The 17,750-nt window shown below is 53.8% G+C and carries 17 protein-coding genes; 12 read left to right on the top strand and 5 right to left on the bottom strand.

Going from position 1 to position 17,750, the window contains the following annotated elements; all coding sequences use genetic code 11:
* Positions 1-31: 31 nt before the first annotated feature.
* From HRQ63_RS06985 to HRQ63_RS06975, 3 genes are all read right to left on the bottom strand, one after another.
* Positions 32-472, bottom strand: coding sequence for a hypothetical protein (locus HRQ63_RS06985; protein ID WP_172241188.1), 441 nt, complete (start codon positions 470-472; stop codon positions 32-34).
* A 562-nt stretch (positions 473-1,034) separates the two neighbouring features.
* Positions 1,035-1,226, bottom strand: coding sequence for a hypothetical protein (locus HRQ63_RS06980; protein WP_172241185.1), 192 nt, complete (start codon positions 1,224-1,226; stop codon positions 1,035-1,037).
* A 118-nt stretch (positions 1,227-1,344) separates the two neighbouring features.
* Positions 1,345-3,672: an outer membrane protein assembly factor BamB family protein gene (locus tag HRQ63_RS06975; protein WP_172241182.1), complete on the bottom strand. Its 2,328-nt coding sequence runs from the start codon at positions 3,670-3,672 to the stop codon at positions 1,345-1,347.
* Positions 3,673-3,942: 270 nt separating this feature from the next.
* Here HRQ63_RS06975 and HRQ63_RS06970 point away from each other — a divergent pair, with 270 nt between their 5' ends.
* The 10 genes from HRQ63_RS06970 (at position 3,943) to HRQ63_RS06925 (ending at position 13,918) form a co-directional block, all read left to right on the top strand.
* A complete protein-coding gene (locus HRQ63_RS06970) occupies positions 3,943-4,869 on the top strand; it encodes an alpha/beta fold hydrolase (RefSeq protein ID WP_172241179.1) in 927 nt (308 codons plus the stop codon).
* A gap of 40 nt (positions 4,870-4,909) precedes the next feature.
* Positions 4,910-5,878 (top strand): aldo/keto reductase, encoded by a 969-nt coding sequence (locus HRQ63_RS06965; protein ID WP_172241176.1) that lies wholly within the window; start codon positions 4,910-4,912, stop codon positions 5,876-5,878.
* Between the two features lie 32 nt (positions 5,879-5,910).
* Positions 5,911-6,642, top strand: coding sequence for a DUF1361 domain-containing protein (locus HRQ63_RS06960; protein WP_172241173.1), 732 nt, complete (start codon positions 5,911-5,913; stop codon positions 6,640-6,642).
* A complete protein-coding gene (locus HRQ63_RS06955; RefSeq protein WP_172241170.1) occupies positions 6,632-7,222 on the top strand; it encodes an HAD family hydrolase in 591 nt (196 codons plus the stop codon). The genes HRQ63_RS06960 and HRQ63_RS06955 overlap by 11 nt, the downstream gene beginning before the upstream one ends.
* 108 nt (positions 7,223-7,330) lie before the next feature.
* Positions 7,331-7,516, top strand: coding sequence for a hypothetical protein (locus HRQ63_RS06950; RefSeq protein WP_172241167.1), 186 nt, complete (start codon positions 7,331-7,333; stop codon positions 7,514-7,516).
* Positions 7,517-7,549: 33 nt separating this feature from the next.
* Entirely contained in the window at positions 7,550-8,872 is a 1,323-nt protein-coding gene (locus HRQ63_RS06945; protein ID WP_172241164.1) for a vWA domain-containing protein, read from the top strand.
* A 37-nt stretch (positions 8,873-8,909) separates the two neighbouring features.
* Positions 8,910-9,434, top strand: a complete 525-nt coding sequence (locus HRQ63_RS06940; RefSeq protein WP_172241161.1) for a hypothetical protein — start codon at positions 8,910-8,912, stop codon at positions 9,432-9,434.
* Between the two features lie 735 nt (positions 9,435-10,169).
* Complete coding sequence (locus HRQ63_RS06935) at positions 10,170-11,147, top strand: phosphotransferase family protein (RefSeq protein ID WP_172241158.1); 978 nt, start codon at positions 10,170-10,172, stop codon at positions 11,145-11,147.
* 345 nt (positions 11,148-11,492) lie between these two features.
* Positions 11,493-12,551 (top strand): lactonase family protein, encoded by a 1,059-nt coding sequence (locus HRQ63_RS06930; protein WP_172241155.1) that lies wholly within the window; start codon positions 11,493-11,495, stop codon positions 12,549-12,551.
* Between the two features lie 209 nt (positions 12,552-12,760).
* Positions 12,761-13,918, top strand: coding sequence for an ATP-binding protein (locus tag HRQ63_RS06925; RefSeq protein ID WP_172241152.1), 1,158 nt, complete (start codon positions 12,761-12,763; stop codon positions 13,916-13,918).
* 70 nt (positions 13,919-13,988) lie between these two features.
* On the opposite strand, the gene HRQ63_RS06920 is transcribed toward HRQ63_RS06925, so the two are convergent.
* Both HRQ63_RS06920 and HRQ63_RS06915 read right to left on the bottom strand, forming a co-directional pair.
* A complete protein-coding gene (locus tag HRQ63_RS06920; protein WP_172241149.1) occupies positions 13,989-14,921 on the bottom strand; it encodes an AEC family transporter in 933 nt (310 codons plus the stop codon).
* A 122-nt stretch (positions 14,922-15,043) separates the two neighbouring features.
* Positions 15,044-15,361, bottom strand: a complete 318-nt coding sequence (locus HRQ63_RS06915; protein WP_172241146.1) for a hypothetical protein — start codon at positions 15,359-15,361, stop codon at positions 15,044-15,046.
* 203 nt (positions 15,362-15,564) lie between these two features.
* On the opposite strand from HRQ63_RS06915, the gene HRQ63_RS06910 reads away from it, so the two are divergent.
* Together HRQ63_RS06910 and HRQ63_RS06905 are read left to right on the top strand one after the other, a co-directional pair.
* Positions 15,565-16,557 carry a sugar kinase gene (locus HRQ63_RS06910; RefSeq protein WP_172241143.1) on the top strand — a complete coding sequence of 331 codons (993 nt, stop codon included), beginning with the start codon at positions 15,565-15,567 and terminating at the stop codon, positions 16,555-16,557.
* Positions 16,558-16,735: 178 nt separating this feature from the next.
* Entirely contained in the window at positions 16,736-17,620 is an 885-nt protein-coding gene (locus tag HRQ63_RS06905; protein ID WP_172241140.1) for an NAD-dependent epimerase/dehydratase family protein, read from the top strand.
* Positions 17,621-17,750 lie beyond the last annotated feature (130 nt).

The following is a 17,750-nucleotide window of genomic DNA, read 5'->3' as shown; positions in this document are numbered from 1 at the left end:
CATCAACGGCGGACATTCATCGACAGGCCCCTTATTCGTGCAGCGAGAAGTTGATCGTGCCGACCACCGTTCCGCTGCGGGCGAAGGTCAGTTCGTAGATTCCCGGTTCCCAATCCGCGTTTTCCAGATCCATGCGCAGCTGCTTGGTCGAGGCGTCTTCTTCGACTTGCAGCTTTTGAATCACTTCGCCGCTGCTTTCGGAAATGACGGACAAGATTGCGGTATGGTCAAGCGTTACGCCTTCTTCCGGATAATCGGCAATCGCATAAATCGGCTTGGTCCGGCTGAAAGATGTCGCGTTATCCGTTACGCCCGTCTCGTCTGCATTCAACGTTTGACCCATTTGCAAATTAAACGGATTTTCCTGCGGCGTCGAGCGTTCGTACACCAGGAAAATAACCAGCGCCAAAATGGCAACTACCGCCACGCTTCCGCCTATGATCGCGATCGTTTGATTCCGTTTCGTATTCATCTATTCGGTTCCCTCCCGAAATTTCGTTCCGCTATCCAGTATACGCTAAAAAATAAACTCCCCGCAAAAAAAAGTGAAAAACATAACACACTTTACGTCTAAATGTGACAATCTTTCTTCAATTTACGGATTTGTTTTCTCCATCATAAAAAGCCCGTTACACAACGGGCTTCTTCTATCGTTAACGTCACTTCGGCGTAGGAAACGAGAAGACTCCGAGAGAAATCCGTTCGAAATGCTGTCTCACTTGGAAAACTGGAATAAAATTTGAGTAGAAGTTTTCCAAGTTCAAAGGCATTTTTCACTGAATTTCTCTCTCCGTCTTCTCGTTTCCAGCTGCGTTGAACTTTCACAACATGCTTAAAGCCCGTTTAAATAACGGGCCGGATTCTGGGAAACGTGCTTGATGAGTGGAGCCGAGCGGAGGGGGAAATTCAGTGAAAGACGCCTTTGAGCGAGGAAAGCTGGAAGCTTTTTTCGCGAGACAGCGTCTTGAACGAATTTCCCCTGCAGCGTCTCCTTCATAACCAGTACCTTTCACGGAAACGTACAGATATTTCGGCTATCCGATTCGGCGGCGGCTTCTTCTGCGAAGCAGATATACCTGATCGCGCAACGCCAAATGAAATTGAATACTATGCATTAACTCCGGGTTATCCTCCCGTTCGACTTCTCGGATGCGCTGCTCTTTGACGGGGTCCGGACTGAGTAAAAACTCGGTCATCCACAAAGAATGATTTGATCTGCCTGTCATAACGGTCCCTCCTCGAAATTTGGGGTGAGGTGCGGTAGGTCTTGTTTCTATTATACGCCTCCCGCGGAAAAAAAGATGAGTCCCGGATTAAATTTTATCGTCCGTTTTTCAGGTTCTTTTAATCTGCGGAGACAGCGGATTCCTCGCTATGGAGCACGCGGCTTAACGCTTCGGTCGAGATCGCGGAAAAGCGTCCGTTAGCTGATCCGACATAAATCGTATCCCTATCGCGATTGAGGAAATGGTTGCGCATCAGTTGAGCATTCGACTCGTTATACAGCGTCGAAACGCCGTCGATTCGTCGAAGCAGCTCTCCGGTCTGGGCGTCGATCGCCAAGAGATCGGGTCCGTAAGGCAAAAGAAGGTTGTCCTCGAACCGGAGGAAGCTTCCGGCCGGCGCAGAACCGCGAAGGCTGCCCAATGCAAATTCCGCTGTCTCTGTTTTCCACATAGGTTGTCCGTCTTCAACGGATAGCGCTGCAGGAATGCCGTTCCAGAGCACGAACATCCGATCTTGATCGAGCAGCGGTCGGTCTGCTTGGCCGGCAATGCTCCATAGTTCGCGTTCCGACTTCACGTCGTACAGCACCGTTTCGAATAACGAGCCGGACGAGTAGGCGGAGGAGTCGAGTGTGCGGCGAATCAACAGATAATCGTCACCCAATTCATCGACTTGTTCGTTTTCCGAAATCGGATAACGTCCGGTGATCTCGCCGGTCGAGGCGTTCAAGCGCACGCGGTCTTTCCCCAATGCGACCCAGCGAAGGCTCTGGTCGGTATCGAACGGGCTTGCAAGCTGGCCGCTGAACAGATCGGAAGCAGCCTGCGGGTCAACTGCCGTGTTTTCATCGGCTTTAAGACTCCAGACGGCTTGTCCGCTGTTCGGGTCAAGGGCTTGTATCCAGCGACCTTGCCGAATCAAGATATACGGATCATCGGAGCCCTGGTTCAAGATCTGATAAGGATCAGCAAACTCCTTCGTCCAACGCACTGAACCGGAGTGTTGGGACATAACGGTCAGCAGACCTTTTTGCGTTTCGTTTGGCTGAATAGCCGATATGACTGAGGTGCCCGCTGCAAACAATGGGGTGGATGCACCCGAATTCGTTTGTTCGACTTCGCGGCTCCAGCGTACAGCACCGTCGCGCAGTCGAATGCTGCGCAGCATAGGCTTTTCATCCTTTTCCGGGTCGGATCCTGTAAAAACGAGGGCGGATCGTTCATCGCGGCTAATCAGGGCATGGATCGAACCATAGCCCGCGTCGCGACTCCATAGCCGTTGGCCGCTGGTACGATCAACCGCGTAGATACCGCCTTCCAGATGACTGCCGCTAACATAACCGTCGTCTTCTTGCATCACCAACACCTTTTCCGAAGCAGCCAGCAGATATTGGGCATCAAGCTTGGATTCGCTCTGCCACAGCAGCTCCGGCGAGGCTGAGGCTACAGGAGGCAGGATTCGAAAATCATAGCTGAACGCATAAGGCGGCTGATTGGAATTCACGCCTGCCTGAGCGGCTTCGGAGGTCGGGAGAATCCAGTTCCAGCCCAGCAGCTTGCCATCTACTCCGAAGGAGAGGGTTAACTGGGCATCGCTGCGTTCGTACCGCCATTTCTCGCCTCGTTCCCCTTCGCTGCTTTTTGTCTGAGTTTCGGAATGAGACAATGGCGTACGGGAATAGGGTTCGCCAAGCAGATCCAGCGTCTCTGCTTGCGTGGTACCGATCTGAAGCGATGTCTCCGTTATGCTGCGAACCATAGCCGTCGGTACGGTCGAGTCAGCGGACAAAAGTCCGGATATCGGTTTTTGCGTACTCTGAATCTGACTTTTTTCTACCCAGAGCAGTGCTGGACGAACAACCGAGCCATTGGCATAACCCGGATCGGCAGGCAGCGTGATTCCGTACCAATCGCCGGATCGAACAGCCGATATCGCACCGGATGCGGCATATTCGGCAGGCCATGCGCTTTCGCTGTCGGGGAACAGATGCAGGGCGGCTTCCGGTTTCAAATGAAGAATGATCGGTTTGATGCTTTCGGTGTCGGCAGATCGACTTTCCGTGTACCAGATTGGCACATGCACTTGCTCGCCGAAAGACGTTTGGACCTGAAGCAGCTCGCCCGAAACGTCCGTTGTCTTCAAGATCGAGCCTGTCTCTCCGTAATAGCTGACGCCGAGCGAACTGCGATCCTGAGCGTTAGGCCTTGTCTTGAAATAAGGAGCAGGAAGGTTAAGCGTAGTTTTCTCCTCAGACCCGTTTTCGTTTTGCTGCTGCGCGGTTGCTGCTGCATAAGCAGGCGTGATGGTTGCGGGCAACAAAAGGAACGGTACGCATAACGCTATGGCGAAACGCTTTGCAGGCAAGGGGATGAGTTTCGCCTTCCGCAGGTTTTGTTTATTTTTAAATGCCGCGTCATGCGACTTGTTGGACTGTGAATATGTCATGATAACCTCCTAAATTGCACGGGAATTCGAATAGCGCCGTTATCTTTTATTGTACATGCTTTACGGTGCTTCCTCTCTTAATTAGACCGATTTTGTTCTTTTAGACGCTGGAACGGGCAAAAAAGTTCATGAGTTCATGCAAAAATCAGGCGGGGAAGTGTCCGGTGCTGCGAATTCGTCCTTTGCGCGAAGGGCGTAGTATAATAGAGCAATCATAACGAAGCGGAAGTCATTCTATCGAAATACTTCCGTTCACTGGGGGGAGAGCCAATGAATAATCCGAATAAAACGCGCTCGCTTCTTCCCTCAAGGCAGATGGTGGACGGCCTTCATGCGCAGCTTTCCGGAACGCCGAACACTGCATATCCTCCTGTTGTTTTTGAACATGGGTGCGGCGTTTCTTCCGAGGTCTGGGCGTTGGTGTGTCCGGAGCTTGCGGAGCTAACCCAGACATTGGCATATGATCGGGCGGGATACGGGTTCAGCGAGCCGGGGGCATTGCCGCGTACAAGCGACCGCTGCGTGGAAGATTTGCGCAAACTCGTGGAACGCTTGGAGATCGCGCGTCCGTTCATTCTGGTCGGTCATTCATTAGGTGGGTTTTATGCGAGATTGTACGCGGAGCGTTATCCGGAAGACGTGGCGGCCCTGGTCCTGATCGATGCTTCGCATGAAGACGAGATTCGGGGGAATTTCCCTATTCCGCATTTGAAAAGGCAAAAATTCAGCGTTCGCTTATACGGCTTCGCCAAATGGGCTGCCCGAATCGGCGTGCTGCCTTGGTTGGCACGACGTCACTGGATTCCCGGCTTTGGCAAGTTTGTCGCAAAGCTGCCGCAAGCGTCCCGCGATGCGATGTGGGAGCGGGTATTCAGCGCAAACAGCATGGAAGCTGCTGAAAGCGAGTATGACTGCTTTGTAGGCGAGACGGGCAGCGTGCCGCATTCGCGTTTTGCGCGTCTCCCGCTCGCAGTCGTCAAAGCAGGCGTATATTTGCCGGGAAGAACGCGAAAAGCGACTTTGCGCCAGCAAGTCGAACGTACCTTATACGATACCGCGGTCAAAATGCAGCATCTGTCCGAGTCCGGTCGCCTGATCGAAGCAGGCGGCAGCGGCCATCATGTGCAGGTGGATAAGCCCGGCACGGTGATCGGCATCGTCAAGCGATTGTTGGAACAAACGCGCGTCTCGATTTAACTTGCTCCATCCAACTTACTCAATCCGGGAGGAAACGATCATGAAGAGTATGCCATTGAACGCAAGAGGAATTCCCGCTAGCCGACTGGTACTGGGTTGCATGCCGTTCGGCGGGGAGTGGGATCATTCTTCGCTGACGGAAGAAAGAGTCAAGCTGTCGGAAGCGGCCGTGGAGGCAGCCTTGTCGATCGGCATTAATATGTTCGATCATGCAGACATCTACACGCGCGGCAAATCCGAGGAGGCTTTCGGTCGCATCTTAAAAGCAAGACCGGGTCTGCGCGACGAGATCGTGCTGCAATCCAAATGCGGGATCGGTCTGGAAGGGGACGGCCTGCCGTCTTTGTTCGACTTTTCGCGGGATCATATTCTGGAATCGGTCGACGGATCGCTCAAACGGTTGGGGACGGATTACCTTGATATCTTGCTGCTGCACCGTCCCGATCCGTTGATGGAGCCGGAGGAAATTGCCGAGGCGTTCGCCAAACTGAAAGCTTCCGGCAAAGTGCGTTACTTCGGCGTATCCAACATGAGCGTCGCTCAAATCCGGTTTATCGAAAGCGAGCTGACCGATCGGCTGATCGTCAATCAGTTGGAAATGGGGCTTGGTCGGCTGGACTTTGTGGAAGAGACCGTGCGCGTCAATCAAACCCGGGGAACGCAGGTTCATTTCTCGGATGGATTGATGGAATACAGCCGCTCGGAAAAGGTTCAGCTTCAGGCTTGGGGACCTCTTGCGCAAGGGAAGTTTACGGGGCGCGATGTCAGCGGCGAGCCTGAGCATGTGCAAAAAACAGCCGAACTGGTTGCTCGAATGGCTGAAGAGAGAGGCGTTGCGCGCGAAGCCATCGTGCTGGCCTGGCTGATGAAGCATCCCGCGCATATTCAGCCTGTAATCGGCACGATGAACCCGGAACGAATCGAAGCTTGCCGGGATGCCCAGCGCGAAGCGGATCGGATGAGCCGGGAAGACTGGTATCGATTGTACATGACGGCGCGGAGAGAGTAAGATTGGCTGTTCGTGCCGGGTAGGAGGAATTCGTGAATAAACTCAAAACGCTGCAATATCCATGGAAACTTTATATTTGGCTTACGTTACTGCTGCTGACGATCATTGATCTGGCTGTGTTATTGGATATCCAAAACGGAGCCGGAGGACGACCCTATCGGTTCATGCTATGGAACTTTTTCCTGGCTTGGATTCCTGCAGCTGCCGCTGTCGGATTGGATCTGCTGTCTCTGTTGAAAAAAGGAACGATGCGTACCGTATTATTGGGCCTGGGCGGATTGACTTGGCTGTTTTTCCTGCCCAATGCGACCTATCTATTGACCGATCTGCTGCATGTGTTCCGTATTTACTCGTTTGATCCGCAGGATCGGTATTGGGGAGATATTGGATTCTGGCGCCATCTGCTTCCCATGCTGCTCGCTTCCATGCTGGGATTGCTGATTGCCTGCGCAGCGCTGTATTCGGTGCATCGTCTGGTCGAGCGCGCGTTCGGCGGGTTGAAAAGCATTATTTTTGCGGGTATCGTCCTGCTGCTGTCGAGCTTCGGCGTGTATATGGGGCGTTTCGTACGCTGGAACAGCTGGGACGTAATCGGTAATCCGCTCATGATGGTGAAGGACATGCGCGACCTGTTTAGCGATCCGGAATGGGTTCGTCATTTAATCATGTTCGGAGGCGGCATATTGGCGTTGCAGGCGGGGATGTACGCGGTCCTGTATCTATTTGCGAAACTGGGTCCGGGGGAGAAAAAGAGTGAAGCTTGAACGCGAAAAGCCGCAGCTGGTATTCGATGTAGGCGGCGTCTTGGCAGAGAATCTGGACGCGTTCTGGAGCGGCATGGCTCAGGCAGCCGGAATCGAAAGGGCCGATCTGCGCGCGCGTTACAAAGCGGAGATCGGTGCCGCATTATGGCGAGGTTCCGTGACGGAAGAAAATTTTTGGCTGTGGTTGGGTGAAGCTTGTCCGGCCGTGCAGGCTTCGGAAGCCCGGGAACTGTTGAAAAAGGTGCTGCTGCCGCTTCCGGCGCTCGGATTATTGAAAGGCTGGAGCGAGCGGGCGGATATTCATATTCTCAGCAACCATGTGACAGGATGGATTTTGCCTCTTTTTTCAGGGATCGAGGATTGCCTAAGCAGTATCGTGGTCTCCAGCGAAGTCGGATACGAGAAGCCTGATCCCCGATTGTTCGAGTGGGCAGCGACGAAATTGAAAAGCTCCGATGTCTGCTTCGTCGACGATAAGGAGTCTAATCTTGAAGCGGCGCGGCGCCTGGGCTGGGATACGGTTCTTGCGGACCCCGACGGACATTGGATTCGGGAGATCGAGCATCGGTTGAAAAAGTAAAGCTGCTTAATCGAAAAATCGTTCATTTCTCCAAACTTTTTGCACGATCGAACGCTCTAATGTAAAACGGGCACGTATTGCCGAAGTTTTGCGGAAGGAGAACCGAAGATGTGGGATTTCATTTTGGGAGTCGCGGTAATTGCAATCGGATTACGGTTTTTATATGGAACCATCAGCCGAGGGAGATCGATTGTAACGGCGAAGATCTTGGGGATGCAAGTTCCGATTCGGGTGATTCAAGTTGCGTTGTCGTTGTTTGTCATAGGCGGCGGTCTATATTTGCTGCTGCGTTAAACGATCACAAATTCAGAGAGCGGGGCGGATCGAATGGGGCAGCAGCCGGAAGTGTTGATTCAAGGCGCGAATACGACGTTGGGGGCATCGGGCAAAGCGAAGGTCATACTGGAGTGGGCGGCATCGCCGTCTCCGATTGACGCAAGCTGTTTTATGTTGGGCCCGAGCGGAACCGTATCTTCGGACGCGCATTTCATTTTCTACAACCAGCCTCGAAGTCCTTTGGGAGAAGTCGAATTGACGGCAAGCGGCGAACGGGCATCGGTTTTCGAAGTCGATTTGGCGGGTCTTAAAGCAGGGCATGTCGAAAAATTCGTGTTCGCTGCCGTCTTGGACGGATCGGGGACTTTTGGAGACGTGCAAGGATTCTCTGTAAAGGTAGAATACGCCGGGCGAACCATATCCTGTCCTTTTGCGGGAACGGATAAAGAAGCGGCTCTTGTGCTGGCGGAGATTTATCTGTATAAAGAATCAGTAAAGCTTCGCGCGGTCGGAAAAGGTTTTGACGGCGGACTGGGTCCGCTGGCGAAGTCGTTCGGCGTCGATGTGGAGGGCGATCCTGCGGAGAATGAGCTGACCGATGTTGCGTCCGCCGCAGCTTCTTCGTTTTCGCCGGATATCGTTCCGTCAGCGGCTTTAACGTCTTCTGCATCATCGGCGGTGGAAGAGCAGCCTGATCAGCCTCTCGGACGCATCGACCTGCTGAAGAAAAAGGTCGCGATTTCGCTGGAGAAAAAGCAGATTGCCCGTCAAAAAGCGAAAGTGGCGGTCGTATTCGATGCTTCGGGTTCGATGAACAAGCTCTACAAAAACGGCACGGTGCAGCGGGCGTTCGAGCGCATTCTGGCGATTGCGGCGAATATGGATGACGACGGCACGCTGGACGTGTGGATGTTTGCGTTGGAATTCGTGCGCGCGGCGCCGGCTCATGCGAGCGATTACGAAGGCTACGTCAATCGCGTTTATCCGTTCAAAGGAGCGGGCGGACGCAATAACGAACCTGCCGTCATGCAAGACGTCATTCAAAAGTTCACGGTCGAGGATTCCGATCCTTCGATTCCGGTGTACGTCGTTTTCTTCAGCGACGGAGGCGTAGCCGAAACGAAAAAAATCTCCAGGTTGTTGATCGAAAGTTCGCTGCATCCGATCTTTTGGCAGTTTGTCGGACTCGGCGAATCCAATTACGGGGTGCTGCGCAAATTGGACGATCTGCCGGGTCGAATGGTGGATAACGCCGGATTTTTCGCGCTGGACGATATCGATACGGTCGGCGACGAAGAGCTTTATGATCGGCTGTTCGAAGAATTTCCGGATTGGTTACGGGAAGTCAAGGCCAAAAACATATTAAGGGAGTAATCCTGATTCGGGTATCGGGATGGATGGAGGACGCAATATGAACATTAAAGAGTGGGTGGAGGCCGCGCAGCGCGGCGAAGTGACGGAAGACGACGTGCAGCAGGCGTTATGGCTGTTATCCAATACGCCGCTGTTATACGATACGGGAGAAACGGTTGCGGTCGAAGATTATATGCGCGGGCTTGAGCGTCAACCGTCTGCGGCGGAAGCGGAAGCATATGGCGAATTGTTCGACTTGGCAGTCGCGTTGTCCCGCCGTTATGCCGAAGCGACCGACTACGACCGGATGCAGGACGTACTTAGCTTGCAGTTCGACCTTTGGGCGCGCGGCGTGCTTCGGTTGGAGGATTGGATCGCTTGGCTGCAAGGAGCCGTTCAAGGACGGATCGATCTGCCCGTATATGATTTCGACGAAGTATTAGGCAGCGCGCCGGAAGAATTCATGATTCAAGATTTCCATGACGAACTCAATTTTCGGTTAGAAGATGCGCCTGAAGACGAGTGGGCGTTGTCGCATCTTGACGAATTGTACCGCAAGGTCGGCGTAACCGGAAAAGCATAAAATTGCGAATAAGGGTTGACGCTACTGGGTAAAGTGTATATGATGGGACACAACGAGAGACGAGCCGATAACGGCTTGTCTCTCGTTTTATTTTGTTAACGGGTAATTTGGCCGTGGCATATGGCGAATAAACACTCTAAAAGTCGAAACAGCGCGAGTTCGAAAGAGATTTGCCGGATTCGACGTGGAAAAACCGGGAAAAGAGCGACGCCCATGTTCAAGGTCATCGCAACAGCCGGAGCGAAACGCCGCCCGATCATACCCTCCCCCGCTCCCGCGCTGCCTGCGAACTCAAAGCCGTTAATCTCCCTCGCAGCGCCGAGAATCAAGTGTGAGTCCATGCATTTCGTCCGCAGCCTGTAATACGAACAGTCCTCATCATGAATCGTCTTTCTTGCCGGAAGGCGATTTTTTCTGCCGAAAATGATATTTTCCCCTCATTCATGCACAAACGTTAAGTCGTTTTCCTCTATTTGCCTTCAAAAGCGTTCCTTTTCGGCGTATAATCAAGCACAATCTATAACGCCCGCACGGTGAGGCCGTGCCGAACGAAAAGGGAAGTATTCGGCAGCGTCATTTTCGCAAAGAGCGCTATCATGAAATCGTGGAGATGAGGATTTTGAAGTCGGAATACGAACAAGAGCCTGCCAAGTAAGCTCAGACTATACGCATACGAACCCTGTACAGGCTGCTGAGAGATCAATTAAACGATAAACAGAGGGGAGCGGGGAGAAATTGAACGACTTAAACAAAGCCGATGAGATCAATAGCAGCCAGGATGGCGTGAGCGGACGCGTGCCGGAGCTGCTGGGTCGCGACATCGCTCCGCTGGGAGAAATAATCGAAGCATATCCGATTCGAACCGGAGTGTCCGCAGACCGAAAATACAAGGTGCATTTCTACGGCTATGACGGAGCTTACTTATTACGTTTGTTTGACGAGACTGCACTTGCTTTCAAACGTTCGGAATTCGAAGCGTTACATCGGATGCAGGCCATGACGGTACATTGTTCTCGGCCGATCGCGATGGGACGTTGGGAGACGGAGGGCACGTACTTCCTGCTGGTCTCGTATATCGACGGAGCAGATGCGCAGCGCACATTGCCCGCTTCGCCCAAGCCGCAGCAATTGCGCGTGGGGATGCAGGCAGGAGAAGAATTGAGCCGGATCAGCTGTTATCCGGCGCCGGAAGGCACGGAATCTTGGAGTAACCGTTACATACGCCGCACACGTCATGAGCTGGACCTTCTGAAGGCAAAGGGTATCACCTCCCGCGGGGTAGAAGCGGCAACAGCCAAAATATGTTCCAGCGCAAACTTAACCGCAGCACGTCCTTCCGTCTTCCTGCATGGAAGCTTTCAGCCTGCGAATCTGATCGTGCATGGAGGCAGACTTGCAGGCGTGGTCGGGTTCGGCGGTTTTGACTGGGGAGATCCCTTGTATGAATTTGCGAGGCTTGGCTTGTACAGCCGCGGAGTAAGCACGTTGTTTTGCACGGGACAAATTCTGGGTTACCATGGCGGCCAAGAGCCGGACTCCGAATTTTGGGAACTATACGCGCTTTATGCTGCTTCAGGTGCTGTTTCGCTGCTGGCAAAGACCGCAGAAAACAAACATGGCGGATTGAATACGGCAATCGAATGGGTGGACCGGCTGGCAGGGGATCACGACGGTTTTTCCAACGTTCGTCCTTCTTGGTTTGCTGCGCTTTGAATGTGACAAGGGGGGGGGGCGAAAACGCATATTTCGGTTTATGACGGTTTCTCGCAGTTCGAGGTCGGACTGTCCACGGAACCGATTGTCGCACATGAAGGATTTCGAATTTTGCCGCATGCGACGATCGAACGAGCAGAAGCCTTCTCGGTCGGATCGGGCATAATCGGCCTATCCGGCCTCTTTTGCTTGGGATTTGCTTCGGCTTACGGTATAATTGGCCTATATCGCTCGGTTAGCCGAGCCGTCGGCAGGCGCCGGGAGACAAAGCCGTATTCGCGGAAAACGCGGCTCGCGGCGTTTCTTTTCTGCGGATTACGGCAATGAGAATCAGGAGGAATAGTCATGACACAAGTTCAAAAAATGCTCGTTTTCGTCGGCTCTTATGCCGAGGCAAATACGAGCGGCGTATACACGTACGAGTTTGACGAAAAAGAAGGAAAGCTCAGCTTGCTGGACCAGACGTCCGATCTGAAAAATCCGACGTTTCTGAATGTGGATGTCGAAAACCGACACATCTATGCGATCGGCGAGACCAAAACGGAAAGCGGAAAAGCCGGTGAAGTCATGATGATCCAGTTCAGCGAAGAAGGTACGTTGACCCGATTCAACCGTACGATCACGACTCCGAACACGACCTGCCACGTACAGCGGGATTCGGAAAATCGCTTCCTGATCGTGTCGAGCTACCATGGCGGAATGGCCGGGCTGGTTTCGCTGAAAGCCGACGGCCACGTTGGCGAACTGCTTGACGTAGCCGCGCATCAATCCGTTGACGGAGCGACGCCTCGCGTACACTCCGTATTCTTCAGTCCGGACGAGAAGTTCCTGTTGGTTCAGGATCTGGGCCTGGATTTGATTCGCACGTACTCGCTGGATCGCGAAGCGGGCAAGCTGATTCCTCAAGGCGATACGCATGCTGCCAAGGGCGCGGGCCCGCGCCACCTGGCCTTCCACGCAAGCGGCAAGTTCGCGTTCGTGATCAACGAGCTGAACTCGACCATCGCTTCGTATCGTTATGATGCGGAAAACGGGTCGCTCAGCGAAATCGAAGTCGTGCCGACTCTTCCATCCGACTACACGGGCGAAAACGGCTGCTCCGAAATCACGGTTTCCGCGGACGGGCGTTTTGTCTACGGCGGCAACCGCGGTCATGACAGCATCGTAGTCTACGCGTTCGACGAAGCTTCCGAGAAGCTGACTTTGGTTGAGCATGTTTCGACTGAAGGCGGCCATCCGCGCCACTTCGCGCTGACGCCGAGCGGCGATCATGCGCTCGTGGCCAACCGCGACGCGAACAACATCGTCGTGTTCAAGGTAGACAAAGCAACAGGACGCCTGACTTCGACGGGCAACTCGGTTTCGGTCTCGAAGCCGGTCTGCGTACGTCCTTACTATATCTAAAATATTTTTCAAATTTTCGAATTTTAACGGTTTTTCCGTCATGCGGAAAAACCGTTTTTTTAATGGAATTCTGATATAGGACATAGCCGGGATTGCGTAGATTTGTCAAGACATGTTCTGGCAACCGACAAGCCAAATATGGTACGCTGATTGAGATGGGGTCGAACAGGATTCATTATTGAGGAAATCAGCTAAGGGGGAACCGAAAGATGAATGATTTGCCAGCTTCGAAACCGGATTGGCCGCATATCATCGGGGAGCTTCGCTCTTCGGTCACGATTACGGATGCCACGGACCCGAAGCAGCCGCTGATTTTCGTCAATGAGTATTTTTTGCAGCTCACGGGTTATTCGCGCGAAGAGGTGATCGGGCGCAACTGTCGTTTTTTGCAAGGCGCCGATACGCGCAGCGAGACGGCTCGCGAGATTCGCGAAGCGTTGTCGAAATGCATGCCCGTCCGAACCGAGATCTTGAATTATCGGCGCGACGGCAGTACGTTTTGGAACGAACTGAATATTGATCCGATCTTCGATACGGAAGGACGGTGCGTGCTGTTTGTCGGCTTGCAATACGATGTAACCGACAGGAAGCTGCTTGAAGAAGAAGCGACCCATGCGGCGCGTTCGGCACATTCGCAAAGTCGTGCGCTGATGGAATTCATGGGTAAGCTCAACCATGAAATGCGCAATAACATGAACGGCATGCTGGGCATGATTGATGTCGTATTGATGGACGAAAGCCTGCCCGAAGACGTACGCGAATATTTGGAGATTGCCAAAGGAAGCGGAGATACGCTGCTGAACATGGCGAATGACGCTCTTGATTTTGCCGGAGCCGCCGATGGTCGAATCAGGCTTGAGCACATCGAGTTCAATCCGAAGCATGTGCTCGATTCGATTGTCAAAACGCATCGTTTGCGGGCGGAAGAAAAGGGATTAAATTTGATTTTGGATACGCAAAGCCTGCACAGCCAGCGTCTTTACGGCGATCCGCATCGACTGCGCCAAGTGCTGGATAATTTGATCGGCAACGCGCTCAAGTTCACGCAAAGCGGCAGCATCACGCTGATCGCGGAAGAAATTCCTGCTGACCGAAGCAGCGGTTTGACGCCAATGCGGTTTTCGGTACGCGATACGGGGATCGGCATTCCGGAAGAACATATGGACAAGTTATTCAAAGCATTCAGCCAGACCGACGCTTCGCATGCCCGCGTATACGGCGGCAGCGGACTCGGACTGAAAATTTGCGAGGAACTCGTGCATGTGATGGGCGGCACCATTTCCGTGGAAAGCCGACAAGGCGAAGGCAGCACGTTCCGCGTGGAACTTCCGTTTTCGTTCGAAAATCCGAATCACCTGCTGAGTTGAGCAGCAAGCATCCTTCGAATAAAGATCGATCACCCGATTTTTATTCGAAGGATGTTTTTGCGTTGCATATTCACGCATTCGTACCGGCGAACAAGATAAGTACGGGCAGCACGACGAACGAAGCGAGGGTTGTCCATAAAATGCAGCGCGAAACGAATTTGGGCGACGCATTGAACTGTTCGGCCAGAATAACCGCGTTCACCGCTGTCGGCATCGAGGCCAGCACCAGCAGCACGCCGAGCAGAAGCCGATCCGCGCCCAACAGGGTCAAGGTCAGCCAACTGAGCAGCGGAGCGATAGCCAAGCGAAGGGCGAGTCCCGCTTGAAAAGCTCGCTGCAGCCGAGGTTCCCATTCGCCGCCGGCACGGCTTGCCATTTGCGCGCCCAGGATGACCAGCACGACCGGAGAATACGCGGCTGCCAGCAGATCAATGCCTGTGGCGAACGATTCCGGCAGAGCGGTTCCGCTCAAACGCAGCAGTCCGGCCAGCGCCGCAACGTACAAGGCAGGCAGTTTCAACACGGCTAACCCTGCTTTTTTGACGGAGAAATGAGACCTTGCCGCGAAAAAGACGCCGATCGTGTTCACGATGATGATTTGAAGCACGATATAAACGGCCGCCTTGTCGAGTCCCGCCTGTCCGAAAGCCAGCAATACGAGCGGAAGGCCGTAATTGACGCAGTTGGTGAACGAAGCGACCAGCGTAAGTCCCGACTTTTCCGAATCTCCAAGCTTCAGCAGGCGTCCAAGCAGCACGGAAACGCCCCACATGGTCAGCAGATTGATAAAGCTGAACGATACCGTGATCCCGATATCTTCCGCCGACACCTGCGCGTCAAGCAGCGTAGTGAAGATGATCGACGGACTGAGGAGATAGAGTGCGACGACGGACAAAGGCTTCGTATCGAGGCTTTTGATTCGTTTAAGCAGGATACCCGCAACGACAGGGAAGGCGAGCGGAACGAAGACTTGAACAAGAATAGACACGAAAGAAGACGACATACCGGACACCCACCTATCCTTTTTGACCTATCGGCAGCGTGTAACGCACGCCCTGAGCCGATTCATGTCTTTTACTGTACCGAAGGGAGTTGCCGGCGTCCAATATCTCCTGCCTATCAAGCTTATTGGCCATGGTTTTTGCGTTCTACGAATCGGTGCAGCTGATCCAGCAGACCTTCGCGCCGCAAGATCTCCGCCTGCTTGGAGCCGATAAGATCAAAATGCGGATAACGGTCGCGGTGATGAATATAGTCGGGGCTGAGCCCGTTGTCCAGACACCAGCGCGCAAGGCGGTCCAGATCGGAGCAGCCGACTTTGGTCACCGAGGTAATGCCGGGAAAACGGGGATCGAGCCAGAAATGCGTCAGGTAGGCGATCTCGCCGCGCTCGACGGATGCTTTCCAGCGGGAGAGTTCTTGCCTGTTGATGCCGAATGCCATAATAACCCTCTTTTCCTTAAACGTTCTTTCATTATAACAGTCTGCGGAAAGCGACAGCCAATGTGTGACGTAATAAGCTTGTTCGCAGGGGAGTTAGCGCGTAAACTGGAAGAAGCTTGATGATAACGCATACAAAAAAGGCAGGTATACGCTGAAGCGGAAGGTGGAAGGCGGCGGTGGATACCGGGAGGAGGCAAACAAAGATGCAGGATAATCGGGTAGACGTGGTCACGCTCGGGGAAAGCATGATTTTGTTTCAATCGTATAACCAGGGAGCATTGCAATACGAACCTTTATTCACCAAATCGCTGGCAGGCGCAGAGTCCAATGTGGCGATCGGGCTGTCGAGACTGGGCAAAAAAACGCGCTGGGTAGGTCGGCTCGGCAGCGATCCGTTCGGCGATTTGGTGCTGACCACGTTGTCCGGTCAAGGCGTGGACGTGTCGCATGCCGTTCGCGATAACGAGGCGCCGACCGCCGTTTATTTCAAAGACTTCAAGCGTTACGGCGATCCGGCCGTTTATTATTACCGCAAAGGCTCGGCTGCAAGCCGGCTTTCGCCGGAGATGGTCGATGAAGCATGGCTTGAAGGCGCCGGCCATCTGCACGTGACGGGCATTACGCCCGCGCTCGGCGACCATACGGCGGCCGCGACTCGGAAACTGATGGAGTCGGCGCGTGAAAAAGGCTTGACCGTCTCGTTCGATCCGAATTTGCGGCGCAAGCTGTGGAGCGAAGAGACGGCGAGAGAAACGCTGCTGTCGCTGATTCCGCTATGCGATATTTTTATGCCGGGCGACGAAGAAGCGGAATTTTTGCTGGGCAAGCTTGAGATCGAGGCCTACGGCGAAGCTTTCCTGAATATGGGGCCGAAGCTTGTGGCGATGAAACTGGGCGCGGAAGGCTCGATCGGTTTTACGGAAAAAGCTTCGGTGCGGGCGGAACCGTTCGCGGTGGATCGCCTGATCGATACCGTCGGCGCGGGAGATGCTTTTGCTTCGGGATTGCTGTCCGTGCTGCTTGATCATCGGGAAGAAATCTCGGGCGGCCTGGGCGAGGAGGCGCTGCATGAAGCGCTGCACCGCGCGAATCTGCTCGGTTCGATGGCGACTCAATTCAAAGGAGACTGGGAAGGATTGCCGACGCTTGCGGAAGTGCGCGGAATTCTCGACGGGGAAAAGAGCGTAACGCGCTGATTAGGGAGTTTTCAAACACGGCCTAAAGTCCGTTGGATTTTCTCGACGGCCTGACGGTCAGCACATGAGGGGTTTTATTCGCTTGGCGATTGCATTATGCTGAGTGACGTAGCAGCCGCAGAAGAGATCGAATACGCGGCGATACGACTTTTGGCAGGCGAAGGGGAGGGCTTAAATCGTGACGCAGAATGTGTTGGTATTGGGAGGCACGCGTTTTTTCGGCAAGGTTCTGGTGGACAAGCTGCTTGAAGCCGGACATGCGGTGACGATCGCGACTCGAGGAAACACGGAAGATTCTTTCGGAGATCGGGTGGAGCGAATCAAGGTGGACCGTACCGACGAGGCAGCGTTGGCCGCCGCGACGGAAGGTCGCCGTTTTAACGTCGTGTACGACAATATCTGTTACACGGCCGATGAAGCACGTGCCGCGATTCGCGTCTTCGAGGGCAAAGTCGGTCATTATGTACTCACATCAAGCTTGTCGGTGTACGGAACCGGTTCGGCCGATATGCAGGAAAGTCTGGTGGACACCTCCGCGCTTGCAGTGCCGCCAAGTCCGGTCGGCCAAGTTCCTTACGGGGAAGGCAAAGCCCAAGCCGAAGCGGTATTTTTCCGCGAAGCCTCTTTCCCGGCGTCTGCGGTGCGGTTCCCTATCGTGCTGGGCCCGAACGATTATACGAAGCGGCTGCATTTCCATGTGGATCGCATCAAAAACGGCGTCTCGTTCGTGATGCCGAATACCGAGGCCCGAATCTGTTTCATTCATGAAGAAGAAGCGGCGGATTTTTTGAAATGGCTGGGCGAGAGCGGCGTAACCGGACCGTTCAACGCGGCGTCGGCAGGCAAGCCCAAGCTGCGCGAGTTATTGGCGGCAATCGATCGGGAGACGGGCGGATCGGTCATCGTGCTGCCGGAAGGTCCGGACAGCGAGGCTTCGCCGTTCGGCATCCCGGACGATTGGGCGATGGATACCTCGAAAGCCGAGCAGCAGGGGTTTGTTTTCCGCAAGCTGGACGAGTGGCTGCCTGGATTGATCGGGATGATTGCGAGAGAGGAAGCTTGAGTTTGCCGACCGGTCTCGCCTTGCTGCAGGTCGGCGTTTAGTCCGGCGAAGCAAACCGCGAGCAGGTCTGCTCCCTCGATGAACAAAAAAGGCCTTTCCCGAAGAGAATTCGGGAAAGGCCTTTTCGTTT

The sequence above is a fragment of the Saccharibacillus endophyticus genome (genome assembly GCF_013185185.1).
GTDB lineage: Bacteria > Bacillota > Bacilli > Paenibacillales > Paenibacillaceae > Saccharibacillus > Saccharibacillus endophyticus.
The sequence above is the reverse complement of the archived record's forward strand: the minus strand, read 5'-3'. Positions and strand labels throughout refer to the sequence as shown.

Excerpts from the sequence above, each read along its gene's own strand:
- HRQ63_RS06970 (WP_172241179.1), top strand. The coding sequence starts at position 3,943 with ATGAATAATCCGAATAAAACGCGCTCGCTTCTTCCCTCAAGGCAGATG.
- HRQ63_RS06975 (WP_172241182.1), bottom strand. The coding sequence starts at position 3,672 with ATGACATATTCACAGTCCAACAAGTCGCATGACGCGGCATTTAAAAAT.
- HRQ63_RS06945 (WP_172241164.1), top strand. The coding sequence starts at position 7,550 with ATGGGGCAGCAGCCGGAAGTGTTGATTCAAGGCGCGAATACGACGTTG.
- HRQ63_RS06930 (WP_172241155.1), top strand. The coding sequence starts at position 11,493 with ATGACACAAGTTCAAAAAATGCTCGTTTTCGTCGGCTCTTATGCCGAG.
- HRQ63_RS06920 (WP_172241149.1), bottom strand. The coding sequence starts at position 14,921 with ATGTCGTCTTCTTTCGTGTCTATTCTTGTTCAAGTCTTCGTTCCGCTC.
- HRQ63_RS06940 (WP_172241161.1), top strand. The coding sequence starts at position 8,910 with ATGAACATTAAAGAGTGGGTGGAGGCCGCGCAGCGCGGCGAAGTGACG.
- HRQ63_RS06965 (WP_172241176.1), top strand. The coding sequence starts at position 4,910 with ATGAAGAGTATGCCATTGAACGCAAGAGGAATTCCCGCTAGCCGACTG.
- HRQ63_RS06910 (WP_172241143.1), top strand. The coding sequence starts at position 15,565 with ATGCAGGATAATCGGGTAGACGTGGTCACGCTCGGGGAAAGCATGATT.
- HRQ63_RS06950 (WP_172241167.1), top strand. The coding sequence starts at position 7,331 with ATGTGGGATTTCATTTTGGGAGTCGCGGTAATTGCAATCGGATTACGG.
- HRQ63_RS06985 (WP_172241188.1), bottom strand. The coding sequence starts at position 472 with ATGAATACGAAACGGAATCAAACGATCGCGATCATAGGCGGAAGCGTG.
- HRQ63_RS06915 (WP_172241146.1), bottom strand. The coding sequence starts at position 15,361 with ATGGCATTCGGCATCAACAGGCAAGAACTCTCCCGCTGGAAAGCATCC.
- HRQ63_RS06980 (WP_172241185.1), bottom strand. The coding sequence starts at position 1,226 with ATGACAGGCAGATCAAATCATTCTTTGTGGATGACCGAGTTTTTACTC.
- HRQ63_RS06925 (WP_172241152.1), top strand. The coding sequence starts at position 12,761 with ATGAATGATTTGCCAGCTTCGAAACCGGATTGGCCGCATATCATCGGG.